Raw genomic sequence first — 14329 nt, 5'->3', positions numbered from 1 at the left:
GCTCCTGCTGCTTTGGGCAACGCAGATCGTCGTGCCGTTCTTCGCCCAATTCATCTGATTTGGGCCATCCCTCCGTTTACCCTCTTAACAAACTCCAACATCGTCGCTATATGGCGCTCAAGAGTTATCGGCCTGCTTCCGCCTCTCCGGTGGAAATGGGCCAACCTTCCAACTACCCGGGACCCGGTTCGATTTGCGCTCGAACCGAGACGAATAGGGCAGAAATCGGAAGGTAATGCCAGACGCTGACAGTGCGGATCGGACAGCCCCGACCCGCACTTTTTTGCGTCTCATGGCTGCGCGAATCGGCTGAACTTTCGCTGCAATGCGAAAATAAATCGTGATTAAAGGCAGGACCAAGCATGGCGACCAAAGCAGCTCCCCCCGCAAGCACCATGACGGGCGCAAAGAAGCGCATCCGCAAGGTTTTCGGCAACATCCACGAAGTCGTGCAGATGCCGAACCTCATCGAAGTGCAGCGTGAGAGCTATGAACAGTTCCTCCGCTCCGACCCCTCGATCGGCTATGTCTCGGGCCTGGAAAAGACGTTGCGCAGCGTTTTCCCGATCCGCGATTTCGCTGGCACGGCGGAAATGGATTTCGTCCAGTATGTGCTGGAAGATCCCAAGTACGATACCGAGGAATGCCGTCAGCGCGGGATCACCTACGCGGCGCCGATGCGCGTTACCCTTCGCCTGATCGTGTTCGAAGTCGATCAGGACACCGACACCCGCTCGGTCCTCGATATCAAGGAGCAGGACGTCTACATGGGCGACATGCCCCTGATGACGGGCAACGGCACCTTCATTATCAACGGCACAGAGCGCGTCATCGTCAGCCAGATGCACCGTTCGCCGGGCGTCCTGTTCGACCATGACCGTGGCAAGACCCACGCATCGGGCAAGTATCTCTTCGCTGCCCGCGTCATTCCGTATCGCGGTTCCTGGCTCGATTTCGAATTCGACGCCAAGGACATCGTCAACGTCCGTATCGACCGCAAGCGCAAGTTGCCGGTCACGGCGCTGCTGTTCGCGCTCGGCCTCAATGCCGAAGACATTCTGGGTGAATTCTACAGCAAGGTCACCTTCGTCCGCGGTCAGGGCGGCTGGCAGATCCCTTTCACGCCCGAAGCATGGCGCGGTCAGAAGCCTGCGTTCGACATCGTTGACGCAAAGTCCGGCGAAGTCGTGTTCCCCGCCGCTGCGAAAATCTCGCCGCGCGCCGCGAACAAGGCACAGAAGGACGGCCTCGAAACACTGCTGATCCCGACCGAAGAAATCTTCGGCCGCTACAGCGCTTATGATCTCGTCAACGATGCAACCGGCGAAATCTACGTTGAAGCTGGCGATGAAATCAGCCCTGAGAACCTCGAAAAGCTCGACAAGGCTGGCATCGAAACGCTCGAACTGCTCGACATCGATCATGTCACGACCGGTCCGTGGATCCGCAATACGCTGAAGGCCGACAAGGCCGAAGATCGCGACCACGCCCTGTCCGACATCTACCGCGTCATGCGCCCCGGCGAACCGCCGACGCGCGAAACCGCAGAGTCGCTGTTCGACGGCCTGTTCTTCGATCCGGAGCGCTATGACCTCTCGGCTGTTGGCCGCGTGAAGCTCAACATGCGCCTCGAACTCGATGCTGAAGACACGGTCACCACCCTGCGCCGCGAAGACATCCTCGCGGTCGTCAAGGAACTGGTGAACCTGAAGGACGGCAAGGGCGAAATCGACGATATCGACAACCTCGGCAACCGTCGTGTGCGTTCGGTCGGTGAGCTTCTGGAAAACCAGTATCGCGTCGGTCTTCTTCGCATGGAGCGCGCCGTAAAGGAGCGTATGTCCTCGGTCGACGTATCGACGGTCATGCCCAACGACCTCATCAACGCGAAGCCCGCCGTGGCTGCCGTGCGTGAGTTCTTCGGCTCCTCGCAGCTTTCGCAGTTCATGGATCAGACCAACCCGCTGTCGGAAGTCACTCATAAGCGCCGCGTATCGGCCTTGGGCCCGGGCGGTCTTACCCGTGAGCGCGCAGGCTTCGAAGTCCGCGACGTTCACCCGACCCACTATGGCCGTATCTGCCCGATTGAAACGCCGGAAGGCCCGAACATCGGTCTGATCAACAGCCTCGCGACCTTCAGCCGCGTGAATAAATACGGCTTCATCGAAACGCCGTACCGCAAGGTTGTCGACCACAAGGTAACCGACGACGTCGTTTACCTGTCGGCAATGGAGGAAGCCAAGCACACCATCGCGCAGGCTAACGCCGACACCGATGGCGAAGGTCAGTTCATCGAAGACCTCGTGTCCTCGCGTGAAGCCGGTGAATTCCTGATGGCCCCGCGCGATCAGATCACCTTGATGGACGTCAGCCCCAAGCAGCTCGTGTCGGTCGCCGCATCGCTCATTCCGTTCCTGGAAAACGATGACGCCAACCGCGCACTCATGGGATCGAACATGCAGCGTCAGGCCGTGCCTCTGGTACGTGCCGAAGCGCCGTTCGTCGGCACTGGCATGGAAGAAACCGTCGCACGTGACTCCGGCGCGGCCATCTCGGCCAAGCGTTCGGGCGTCGTCGATCAGGTGGACGCCACCCGCATCGTGATCCGCGCTACGGATGACGTCGAACCCGGCAAGTCGGGCGTCGATATCTACACGTTGCAGAAGTTCCAGCGGTCCAACCAGGACACCTGCATCAACCAGCGTCCGCTGGTGAAGGTCGGCGATCTGATCAACGGTGGCGACGTGATTGCCGATGGTCCTTCGACCGAATTCGGTGAACTGGCGCTGGGTCGCAACACCCTCGTCGCGTTCATGCCGTGGAATGGCTACAACTACGAAGATAGTATCCTGATCTCCGAGCGGATCGTTAAGGACGACGTCTTCACCTCGATCCATATCGAGGAATTCGAAGTCATGGCCCGCGATACGAAGCTGGGTCCGGAAGACATCACCCGCGACATTCCCAACGTCGGTGAAGAAGCTCTTCGCAACCTCGACGAAGCAGGCATCGTCTACATCGGCGCCGAAGTGGAGCCGGGCGATATCCTGTGCGGCAAGATCACCCCCAAGGGTGAATCGCCAATGACGCCGGAAGAAAAGCTCCTCCGCGCGATCTTCGGTGAAAAGGCTTCGGACGTGCGCGATACCTCGCTGCGTCTGCCGCCGGGCGTTGCCGGTACGGTCGTTGAAGTGCGCGTGTTCAATCGCCACGGCATCGACAAGGATGAGCGTGCGATGGCTATCGAACGCGAAGAAATCGACCGTCTTGCAAAGGATCGCGAAGACGAACGCGGCATTCTCAACCGTGCGACCTTCAATCGCCTTAAGGAACAGCTTCTCGGCCAGACCGCGACCGCTGCGCCCAAGGGCATTAAGAAGGGCATCGTCATCGACGACGCACTTCTCGATGAAGTCGAACGTCATGAATGGTGGAAGTTCGCGGTTGCGGACGACAGCGTTCAGGTATCGCTCGAAGCCATCAAGGGCCAGTATGACGAAGCGGTGAAGACCATCGTCGACCGGTTCGAAGATCGCGTAGAGAAGCTGCAGCGCGGCGATGAGCTGCCCCCGGGCGTGCTCAAGATGGTCAAGGTGTTCGTGGCTGTGAAGCGCAAGCTGCAGCCGGGTGACAAGATGGCCGGTCGTCACGGAAACAAGGGTGTCATCTCGCGCATCCTGCCGATCGAAGACATGCCGTTCCTTGCGGACGGTACGCATGTCGACATCGTGCTGAACCCGCTGGGCGTGCCTTCGCGCATGAACGTCGGTCAGATCTTCGAAACGCATCTGGGCTGGGCCGCACGCGGTCTGGGTCAGCAGATCAAGGCAGCGCTGGAAGATTGGCGTGAAGCGAACCCCAACCCTGAGAGCGCAGCGCCGCCCGAAGCGGTCAAGGAACGCCTCAAGACAGTCTATGGCGAAAAGTATCATGACGAGATCGAAGCACGCAGCGCCGATCAGATCATCGAGCTTGCCTCCAACCTGACGCATGGCGTGCCGATGGCTACCCCCGTGTTCGACGGTGCCCGCGAAGCCGACGTATCGGCAATGCTGGAACTGGCCGGTCTGGACACGTCGGGTCAGAGCGATCTGTTCGATGGCCGTACGGGCGACAAGTTCGACCGTAAGGTTACCGTGGGCTACATCTACATGCTCAAGCTGCATCACCTTGTCGACGACAAGATCCATGCCCGCTCGATCGGTCCCTACTCGCTCGTCACGCAGCAGCCGCTGGGTGGTAAGGCGCAGTTCGGTGGCCAGCGCTTCGGGGAAATGGAAGTCTGGGCGCTCCAGGCTTATGGTGCCGCCTATACGCTGCAGGAAATGCTGACCGTGAAGTCGGACGACGTTGTCGGCCGTACCAAGGTTTACGAAGCGATCGTCAAGGGCGACGACACCTTCGAAGCCGGTATCCCGGAAAGCTTCAACGTGCTCGTCAAGGAAATGCGCTCGCTGGGTCTGAACGTCGAACTGACGTCGATCGATGAGCTCACCGAAGACGACAGCCCGGCTCTGGCGGCGGAATAAGCTCTCTCCCCTCCCGCATGCGGGAGGGGTCGGGGGAGGGCCTGTAAGCAGGTCTGATCTCGGAACCGAATATCCCCTCCCCTACCCCCTCCCGCAAGCGGGAGGGGAACTGGAGAACTAGAATGAACGAACTGACCAACTTCGCAAACCCGGTCGTAAAGCCGGAAACCTTCGACCAGATCCAGATCGGTCTCGCTTCGCCCGAACGCATCCGTTCGTGGTCCTTCGGTGAGATCAAGAAGCCGGAAACCATCAACTACCGCACGTTCAAGCCTGAGCGCGACGGCCTGTTCTGTGCGCGCATCTTCGGTCCGATCAAGGATTACGAATGCCTGTGCGGCAAGTACAAGCGCATGAAGTACAAGGGCATCGTCTGCGAAAAGTGCGGCGTTGAAGTTACCGTGTCGAAGGTCCGCCGTGAGCGCATGGGCCATATCGAACTGGCCGCGCCGGTCGCGCACATCTGGTTCCTCAAATCGCTGCCTTCGCGTATCGGCTTATTGCTCGACATGCAGCTCAAGCAGCTTGAGCGCGTCCTCTATTTCGAAAGCTATATCGTTATCGAACCGGGCCTGACCCCGCTCGATAAATATCAGCTTCTGAACGAAGACGAACTGCTCGACGCGCAGGACGAGTATGGCGAAGACGCCTTCTCGGCCGGCATCGGCGCAGAAGCCGTCAAGCAGATGCTGATGGACCTCGATCTGGAAGGCGAAAAGAAGGTTCTTCTCGAAGAACTGGCCGTCACCAAGTCGGAACTGAAGCCCAAGAAGATCATCAAGCGCCTGAAGGTCGTCGAAAGCTTCCTGGAATCGGGCAACCGCCCCGAATGGATGATCTTGGACGTCGTCCCGGTCATTCCCCCAGAACTGCGCCCGCTGGTTCCGCTAGACGGCGGTCGTTTCGCGACGTCGGATCTCAACGATCTGTATCGCCGCGTCATCAACCGTAACAACCGCTTGAAGCGCCTGATGGAACTGCGCGCGCCGGACATCATCGTCCGCAACGAAAAGCGCATGTTGCAGGAAGCCGTCGACGCCCTGTTCGACAACGGTCGCCGCGGTCGCGTCATCACCGGCGCGAACAAGCGTCCATTGAAGTCGCTGTCCGACATGCTCAAGGGCAAGCAGGGCCGCTTCCGTCAGAACCTGCTCGGCAAGCGCGTCGACTATTCGGGTCGTTCCGTGATCGTGACCGGTCCGGAATTGAAGCTGCATCAGTGCGGCCTGCCGAAGAAGATGGCGCTCGAACTGTTCAAGCCGTTCATCTACGCGCGCCTTGATGCCAAGGGTCTGTCCATGACCTTGAAGCAGGCGAAGAAGTGGGTCGAGAAGGAACGCAAGGAAGTCTGGGACATTCTGGACGAAGTGATCCGCGAGCATCCAGTCATGCTGAACCGCGCGCCTACGCTTCACCGTCTTGGCATTCAGGCGTTCGAGCCTGTGCTGATCGAAGGCAAGGCGATCCAGCTTCACCCGCTCGTCTGCTCGGCTTTCAACGCCGACTTCGATGGCGATCAGATGGCCGTCCACGTTCCGCTTTCGCTGGAAGCCCAGCTCGAAGCACGCGTGCTGATGATGTCCACCAACAACATCCTGTCGCCCGCGAACGGCAAGCCGATCATCGTGCCGTCGCAGGACATGGTCCTGGGTATCTATTATCTTTCGATGGAACGCGAAGGCGAACCGGGCGAAGGCATGATGCTGTCCGACATGCAGGAAGTGCATCAGGCACTGTTCGCAAAGGCCGTGACGCTTCACTCGAAGATCATCACCCGCGTACCGCAGACCGACGAAGCCGGTAAGCAGTATATGAAGCGCTTTGAAACGACCCCCGGTCGTATGCTGCTGGGCGAAACGCTGCCCAAGAGCTTCAAGGTGCCTTTCGACGTCATCAACCGCCTTCTCACCAAGAAGGAAATCGGCGACGTGATCGATCAGGTCTATCGCCACACCGGTCAGAAGGACACCGTGCTGTTCGCCGACGCCATCATGGCGCTGGGCTTCCGCCACGCATTCCAGGCCGGCATCTCCTTCGGCAAGGATGACATGGTCATTCCGGACTCGAAGGTCGGCACGGTCGATGAAACCAAGGCGATGGTTGCTGACTATGAGCAGCAGTATCAGGACGGTCTCATCACCCAGCAGGAAAAGTACAACAAGGTGATCGACGCCTGGTCACGTTGCGGTGACGTTGTCGCCAACGCGATGATGGACGAGATTCGCGCCCAGCCTAAGGACGCGAATGGCCGCATGGCCCCGATCAACTCCATCTACATGATGGCGCATTCGGGTGCTCGTGGTAGCCAAGCGCAGATGAAGCAGCTTGCCGGTATGCGTGGCCTCATGGCCAAGCCGTCGGGCGAGATCATCGAAACGCCGATCATCTCGAACTTCAAAGAAGGTCTGACCGTCCTTGAATACTTCAACTCCACCCACGGCGCCCGTAAGGGTCTGGCCGACACCGCGCTCAAGACGGCAAACTCGGGTTACCTGACCCGCCGTCTGGTCGACGTGTCGCAGGATTGCACGATCGTCGAGGAAGATTGCGGCACCAACCGCGCTCTGGAAATGAAGGCAATCGTTCAGGGCGGTACGGTCATCGCGTCGCTGGGTGAGCGTATCCTGGGTCGTACGACCGCAGAGGATATCGTCGATCCCAAGGACAACAGCATCGCGATCCCCGAAGGCACCTTGCTTGACGAAGCCCTGATCACGCAGATCGAAGGCATCGGCACGCAGGCCGTGAAAATCCGCAGCCCGCTGATCTGCGAAAGCAAGATGGGCGTCTGCGGCAAGTGCTACGGTCGTGACCTCGCCCGTGGTACGCCGGTTAACATCGGTGAAGCCGTCGGCGTCATCGCGGCACAGTCCATCGGTGAACCGGGTACGCAGCTTACCATGCGTACCTTCCACATCGGCGGCGCAGCGCAGCTCAACGAAACGTCCAACCTCGAAGCGGTTGCCGACGGTACGCTGGAACTGCGTGACATGCCCACGATCACGGACAGCCGTGGCCGTCGCCTGTCGCTCGCGCGCAACGGCGAACTGGCGATCATCGATCAGGAAGGCCGCGAACGTGCGGTCCATCGTCTGCCTTATGGTGCGACGATCCTGTTCGAGAACAATGCCAAGGTGAAGCTGGGCGATCGTATCGCCGAGTGGGATCCGTTCACCATGCCGGTGATCACGGAACGTCCGGGTATCGTGAAGTATGTCGACCTGATCGACGGCAAGACGCTGACCGAGCAGACCGACGAAGCAACGGGTATCGCCCAGCGCGTCGTCACGGAGCATCGTGGTTCGGCCCGTACGAAGGAGGATCTGCGTCCGCGCCTGACCCTGCTGGACGACGGTTCGGGTGAAGCGGCACGCTACATGCTCGCCATCGGTGCCACCCTGTCGGTCGAAGATGGCCAGCAGGTTGCGGCTGGTGACGTTCTGGCACGTGTGTCTCGCGAAGCTGCCAAGACCCGCGACATTACCGGTGGTCTGCCGCGCGTTGCCGAATTGTTCGAAGCGCGTAAGCCCAAGGACAATGCGATCATCGCGAAGATCAGCGGTCGCGTCGAATTCCTCAAGGACTATAAGGCGAAGCGCAAGATCGCCATTCGTCCCGAGGATGGCGGTGAGCCAGTCGAGTATCTGATCCCCAAGAGCAAGGTGATCGACGTTCAGGAAGGCGACTTCGTGAAGCGCGGCGATAACCTGATCGGCGGCTCGCCTGATCCGCACGATATTCTCGAAGTGCTCGGCATCGAGCCGCTGGCTGAATATCTCGTGTCGGAAATTCAGGAAGTCTATCGTCTGCAGGGCGTGAAGATCAACGACAAGCACATCGAAACGATCGTTCGTCAGATGCTGCAGAAGGTTGAGATCACCGATGGCGGCGAGACCACGTTGCTGGCTGGCGAACAGGTCGATGCCGAAGAGATGCATGAAATCAATGCGAAGCTTTCCGCAGGGCAGCAGCCCGCTATCGGCAAGCCCGTGTTGCTCGGCATCACCAAGGCTTCGCTGCAAACCCGCAGCTTCATCTCGGCAGCGTCTTTCCAGGAAACCACCCGCGTCCTTACCGAAGCGGCGGTTCAGGGGAAGAAGGACACGCTGATCGGTCTGAAGGAAAACGTCATTGTGGGTCGTCTGATCCCCGCCGGTACGGGTGCAGGCATGAACCGTCTGCGCGTGGCAGCCTCCAGCCGCGACGCCGCCCTGCGCGCACAGATCAAGGGGCTTCAGGCCCACCTTATCGCGCCGCAGACCGCCGCCGAAGAACATGCTGCCGAATTGCAGCAGGGTCCGGAAGCCGCGATTGGCGACGATCCGCTGGGTGCCGTTCAAGGTGAAGAATTCACCACGAGCGACATGGAGTGATAGGATAGCGACCACGCTCCTCAAGGCGCGCAGTCGGTAAAATGAACAAGCCGCCGGGTGAGAACTCGGCGGCTTTTTCGTGTCTGTCGCGGATTGGAACATCGCGGCGCGTGTCGGGTTATTGTGGTTGGTCCATCCCAAGGAGACACGAATTGAACAGCAAACTTGCTATCTTCGCTGCCTCCTTCATCGCGGTCGGGTCTATTTCGGGCATCGCTCTGGGCCGATACGCGACGACGCCGCATAGCTCGGGCGCAATCAAGGAAGCGGACGTGAGCGATACTGCGGACAGTTTCGACAGTGTGCAAAACTCACCCATCGGTACGACAGCAGAGATGCTAGCCCCCTATCATATTCCGGTCTGCAGAAAGGGGTGCGGCCCCACTTTGGACGAACGTAAAAACGCCAGCTATTATGGCGACGAATATAGCCGCCAACTCAATGCGATTTATCGCGACGATCAAGAGTATGCGGCCAGCGATACAATGATCGCCCAGCCTACGGACATCATGCCGCAATCCGCGCATCGGGATGCGGCCGTTCCGCCTTCCATGGACCCGCCCGAAGCGGTCCCGACATTAGACTCGCCGCATCATGCAGCAGACATATCATCTGAGCACCATGCGGCGAGCGAGGAACTGGCCCTCTAAAACAGACTTATTCGGCAGCCTCAGCAACGGCAGCGGCGGGCTCCGTCCAGACCAACACAGGCTTGCGCGCTGCAAGGGTCTCATCCAGACGGCGACGCGGCGCGAAATAAGGCGCACCCTTCAACGCTTCGTCTCCCACCTTGGCACGCTCCGCAACCGACCGGAACGCTGTTATGAACTGGTCGAGCGCCGCTTTGCTTTCGGTTTCGGTAGGCTCCACCAGCATGGCGCCATGCACCACCAGCGGGAAATACACCGTCATCGGGTGAAAGCCTTCGTCGATGAGGCCTTTCGCGATATCCAGCGTGGTGAAGCCCTCGGCCATGCCCTTGTCGCTGAAAAGCGCTTCATGCATACACGGCCCCGATCCAGCGAACGGCGCGTCCAATGCGCCTTCCAGACTGCGCAGGATGTAGTTGGCGTTCAACACCGCATCGCCACTCACCTGCCGCAGCCCGTCAGACCCGTGGCTCATGATGTAAGTCAGCGCGCGTGTGAACATGCCCATCTGGCCATGAAACGCGACCATGCGTCCGAAGCTGCCTGCATGATGTTCGCCAGCCGTTTCCTCTTCGACCAACACATAGCCGTCATCCGTTTTCTCAACGAATGGCAACGGTGCGAACGGCGCCAATGCCGCGCTGAACACAACCGGCCCACTGCCCGGCCCGCCACCGCCATGCGGGGTGGAGAAGGTCTTGTGCAGGTTGATATGCATGGCATCGACGCCCAGGTCGCCCGGACGCACGCGCCCGACGATGGCGTTGAAATTCGCGCCGTCGCAATACACAAATCCACCAATCCCATGAACGGCATCGGCGATCTTCTTGAGATCGCGCTCGAACAGTCCGCACGTATTGGGGTTGGTAATCATCACGGCAGCCACATCTGGCCCCAGCCGCGCCTCAAGCGCAGCCAGATCAACGCGCCCTTCCGGCGTTGCGGGAATATCCTCCACCGCATAGCCGCAGAACGCCGCCGTAGCGGGATTGGTGCCATGCGCGCTTTCCGGCACCAGTACGACCGAACGCGCATCGCCGCGCGCCTCCAAAGCTGCCCGAATGGCCAGCAGACCGCATAGCTCCCCATGCGCGCCAGCCTTGGGGCTCATCGCCACCGCCGCCATGCCCGTCAGCGTCTTGAGCCATTCGGCCAGTTCATGGATCACACCCAGTGCGCCCTGCACAGTCGCTACCGGAGCGAGCGGATGAATATCCGCAAATCCGGGCATCCGCGCCACCTTCTCATTCAGGCGCGGGTTATGCTTCATGGTGCAGGAGCCGAGCGGAAAGAAGCCCAGATCGATCCCGTAATTCTGCCGCGACAGCCGCGTATAATGCCGCACGGTCTCCGGCTCGGACAGCCCCGGCAATGCCAAGGCTTTGCGCCGTTCGAGACCGCCCAAGCGGCTCTTAACTTCAGGTGCCGGGGCAATATCGACGCCAGTCGTGTCATGCGACCCGATCTCGAAGATCAGCGCCTCTTCCAGCATCAACGCCTTGTTGCCTGTGGTCGTGGGCCGACCCTCGTGCGCTACGGCTACCGGCCGCGTCGGGCGACCTTCCTTGAGCATGGTCATGCCAGTATCTCCTTGAGCGCCGCGCACAGAGCGTCGATGTCTTCCTCGGTCGTCGTCTCGGTCACCCCGACGATCAGGCCATTTGCCAAATCCGCAGCTTCCGGGAACAGGCGTCCCAGCGACACGCCGCCCAGTATCCCGCAATCCGCCAAAGTCCGCGCTACTTCACGCGCATCCTTGTTCAGCGTCACGGTAAATTCATTGAAGAAGCTGTCGTTCACCACAGTGACACCGGGCACCTGCTCCAGCGCTTCTGCCGCCTGAACGGCACGCCCATGGTTGAGCGCAGCCAGATCGGTCAGCCCCTTCTCCCCCAGCAACGTCATGTGGATCGAGAAGGCCAGAGCGCACAGCCCGGAATTGGTGCAAATGTTCGACGTCGCCTTCTCCCGGCGAATATGCTGCTCGCGCGTCGAAAGCGTCAGCACAAAGCCGCGCTTGCCCTCCGCATCGACAGTCTCGCCGCACAAGCGTCCCGGCATCTGCCGCACATATTTCTGCTTGCACGCGAACAGGCCCAGATACGGCCCACCGAATTGAAGGCCGACGCCAATCGACTGGCCCTCGCCCACAACGATGTCCGCGCCCATATCGCCCGGCGGCGTGATTGCGCCCAACGCGACCGGCTCGGTCACCACCGCAACCAGCAACGCGCCGACCTCATGCACCTTGTCCGCCAGAGCCGACAGATCGGCAATGCGCCCCAGAATGTCAGGATACTGCACAACGACGCAGCTCGTGTCCCGGTCAATCCCGGCAATCAGCGTTTCAATGTCCGCCGCGGCTTCCGCCGTGGGCGTATCGTACACCAACTGATCGCCGGTAAATTTCGCCATCGTCTTAGCGACCGACACATAATGCGGGTGCAGACCCGACGACAGCAGCGCCTTGCCGCGCTTGGTAATCCGCCGCGCCATGCCAATCGCTTCCCAGCAGGCGGTCGAACCGTCGTACATCGAAGCATTCGCCACGTCGCACCCGAACAGCCGCGCGACCTGCGTCTGGAACTCGAACAGGACCTGCAACGTCCCCTGCGCGATTTCCGGCTGATAGGGAGTATAGGCCGTCAGGAACTCGCCGCGCTGGATCAGGTGATCGACGCTGGCGGGGACATGATGGCGATACGCCCCTGCCCCCAGGAAGAAAGGCACGTCGCCCGCGACCATATTTTGCCGCGCCAGCTTCCCCATGTGCCGCTCCACCGAAAGCTCGCTGGCGTGGTCCGGCAAATCGGCGATCTTGGCCGTCAGTCGCGCCTCGGCAGGCACATCCACAAACAGGTCGTCGATCGAGGACACACCGATGACATTCAGCATTTCGCTGCGGTCGGCATCGGTCAGGGGAAGATAACGCATTCTAATTCCTTATGCGTAAATTACAGGCCAGCGATGAACTTGCGATAATCGGCTTCGTTCATCAGCCCTTCGAACTCGCTGCTGTCCGCGACCCGCAGTTTGAAGAACCAGCCATCCTCTTCCGGATCGCTGTTCACCAGCGCAGGTTCTTCTTCCAAAGCGCCATTGGCTTCGACGACTTCGCCGGAGATTGGCGCATAGACATCGGACGCCGCCTTGACGGACTCGACCACAGCCGCATCATCGCCCTTGTCGAACTTCGCGCCTTCAGCGGGCAACTCGACGAACACGATGTCGCCCAGTTGTTCCTGCGCATATTCGGTGATGCCGACAGTGGCGATGTCGCCATCGACATCGATCCATTCATGCTCTTCGGTAAAATAACGGCTCATTTTCAGGCTCCCGGTTTAAGACGGCGATAATTGTGAGGGACGAATGGCATGGGCGCGACCTTGGCCGCAAGGCGCTTGCCGCGGACTTCGATTTCCAGCGCAGTGCCGATGGCGCAATGCGGGGTCGCAACCCAACCCATCGCGATGGGCGCGCCAACAGTAGGGGCGAAACCACCGGAGGTGACCATGCCAACCTGCGCATCGCCAACAAAAATGAGCGAACCTTCACGAGCGGGCAAACGCCCGTCGATCGAAAGGCCGACGCGGCGAGACGGCACACCATCGGTCAGTTCCTTGGCTATACGCCCATGACCGATAAAACCGCCCTGCTCCCGGCGCCGCTTCGAAATCGCAAAGCCCAGATCGGCGGCGATGGGGCTGACCTTCGTATCGATGTCATGCCCGTACAGCGGCAAGCCTGCCTCAAGCCGCAAGGAATCGCGTGCGCCAAGGCCGATGGGTTTCACCTGCGGCAAAGCGCACAACGCATCGGCCAAAGCCTCTACACCCTCGGCGGGAACACTTATCTCAAACCCGTCCTCACCCGTATAACCGGACCGGGAAATCCAAAGATCGTGGCCACCAAAGGTGAACGCATTGCACTGCATGAAATACAGGTCGGCGGTCTCAGGGATAAGCTCCGCCAGCGCGGCGCCAGCCTCCGGCCCCTGCAGCGCCAGCAGCGCGTGGTCTTCCATATGGTTCATGGTGATGTTGTCAGGCAGATGTTCGCGCAGCCACCCGATATCCTCGAACTTCATCGCGCCATTGACGACCATGTAGAAGTCATCAGGGCGACGGCTCACCATCAGGTCATCCAATATGCCGCCATTCTCATCGAGCAGCAGCGAATATTTCTGGCAGAATGTCTTGAGACCCAGAATATCGCCCGGCAGCACCGTTTCGAGAGCAGCATCCACATCGTCGCCGCTGAAGGCCAACTGCCCCATATGGCTCACATCGAACAGACCGGCATGGGTGCGTGTCCAGGCATGTTCCGCCATGATCCCTTCATACTGGATCGGCATTTCATAGCTGGCAAATTCGACCATCCGTCCGCCGCGCGAACGATGCCATGCATCCAGCGGCAGGCGTTCGGGACTCGCCGTTTCGGGCGCTGAGTCGTCCAGAATTTCACTGGGTTGGGTGGTCATCCTGGTCTCCGACAAAACAATAGGGTCCATGTAATGGCATAACGAACCAACACGCGTGGCCCATCATGTCACTACCCCCTCTGTCGCGGAACCTGAGAGATTTGACCACATCGACCCCAAACTCAGGGTATCCAGCGGCTTACACCTTCGGTGGAGCGGATTTACGCCGCTCGCTTTCCAGAGTGTCTGAACATGAGACGGTCCTTGTCGCCTGAGAGATTCCGGGGCGGTTGCTCCTTCGGCGGTCGCTCCGGCTTTTACCCCGCAGCGACACTCTCCCGTATCATGCCCGCACCG

7 protein-coding genes and 1 riboswitch are annotated in these 14329 nt (G+C 60.0%); of the genes, 3 read left to right on the top strand and 4 right to left on the bottom strand.

The window, feature by feature from the left end:
- Window positions 1-362: 362 nt before the first annotated feature.
- From rpoB to LQ220_RS06140, 3 genes are all read left to right on the top strand, one after another.
- Window positions 363-4529 carry a DNA-directed RNA polymerase subunit beta gene (gene rpoB, locus LQ220_RS06150; protein ID WP_230187425.1) on the top strand — a complete coding sequence of 1389 codons (4167 nt, stop codon included), beginning with the start codon at window positions 363-365 and terminating at the stop codon, window positions 4527-4529.
- 122 nt (window positions 4530-4651) lie between these two features.
- Complete coding sequence (gene rpoC, locus LQ220_RS06145; protein WP_230187424.1) at window positions 4652-8902, top strand: DNA-directed RNA polymerase subunit beta'; 4251 nt, start codon at window positions 4652-4654, stop codon at window positions 8900-8902.
- 152 nt (window positions 8903-9054) lie between these two features.
- Entirely contained in the window at window positions 9055-9552 is a 498-nt protein-coding gene (locus LQ220_RS06140; RefSeq protein ID WP_230187423.1) for a hypothetical protein, read from the top strand.
- Between the two features lie 7 nt (window positions 9553-9559).
- On the opposite strand, the gene gcvPB is transcribed toward LQ220_RS06140, so the two are convergent.
- The 4 genes from gcvPB to gcvT are packed head-to-tail and all read right to left on the bottom strand — an operon-like array spanning window position 9560 to window position 14032.
- The gene (gene gcvPB, locus LQ220_RS06135) at window positions 9560-11131 is read right to left on the bottom strand and encodes an aminomethyl-transferring glycine dehydrogenase subunit GcvPB (RefSeq protein WP_230187422.1); all 1572 of its coding nucleotides are present in this window, start codon (window positions 11129-11131) and stop codon (window positions 9560-9562) included.
- Window positions 11128-12486 (bottom strand): aminomethyl-transferring glycine dehydrogenase subunit GcvPA, encoded by a 1359-nt coding sequence (gene gcvPA / locus LQ220_RS06130; protein ID WP_230187421.1) that lies wholly within the window; start codon window positions 12484-12486, stop codon window positions 11128-11130. The genes gcvPB and gcvPA overlap by 4 nt, the downstream gene beginning before the upstream one ends.
- A 20-nt stretch (window positions 12487-12506) precedes the next feature.
- Complete coding sequence (gcvH, locus tag LQ220_RS06125; protein ID WP_230187420.1) at window positions 12507-12878, bottom strand: glycine cleavage system protein GcvH; 372 nt, start codon at window positions 12876-12878, stop codon at window positions 12507-12509.
- Between the two features lie 2 nt (window positions 12879-12880).
- Entirely contained in the window at window positions 12881-14032 is a 1152-nt protein-coding gene (gene gcvT / locus LQ220_RS06120; protein ID WP_230187419.1) for a glycine cleavage system aminomethyltransferase GcvT, read from the bottom strand.
- Between the two features lie 188 nt (window positions 14033-14220).
- Window positions 14221-14323, bottom strand: a riboswitch (glycine riboswitch).
- Window positions 14324-14329 lie beyond the last annotated feature (6 nt).

This window comes from Sphingobium sp. CECT 9361, from assembly GCF_918741285.1.
Classification (GTDB): Bacteria; Pseudomonadota; Alphaproteobacteria; order Sphingomonadales; family Sphingomonadaceae; genus Sphingobium.
Note: the sequence above shows the minus strand (reverse complement) of the source record. Positions and strands in the feature narration are given on the sequence as shown.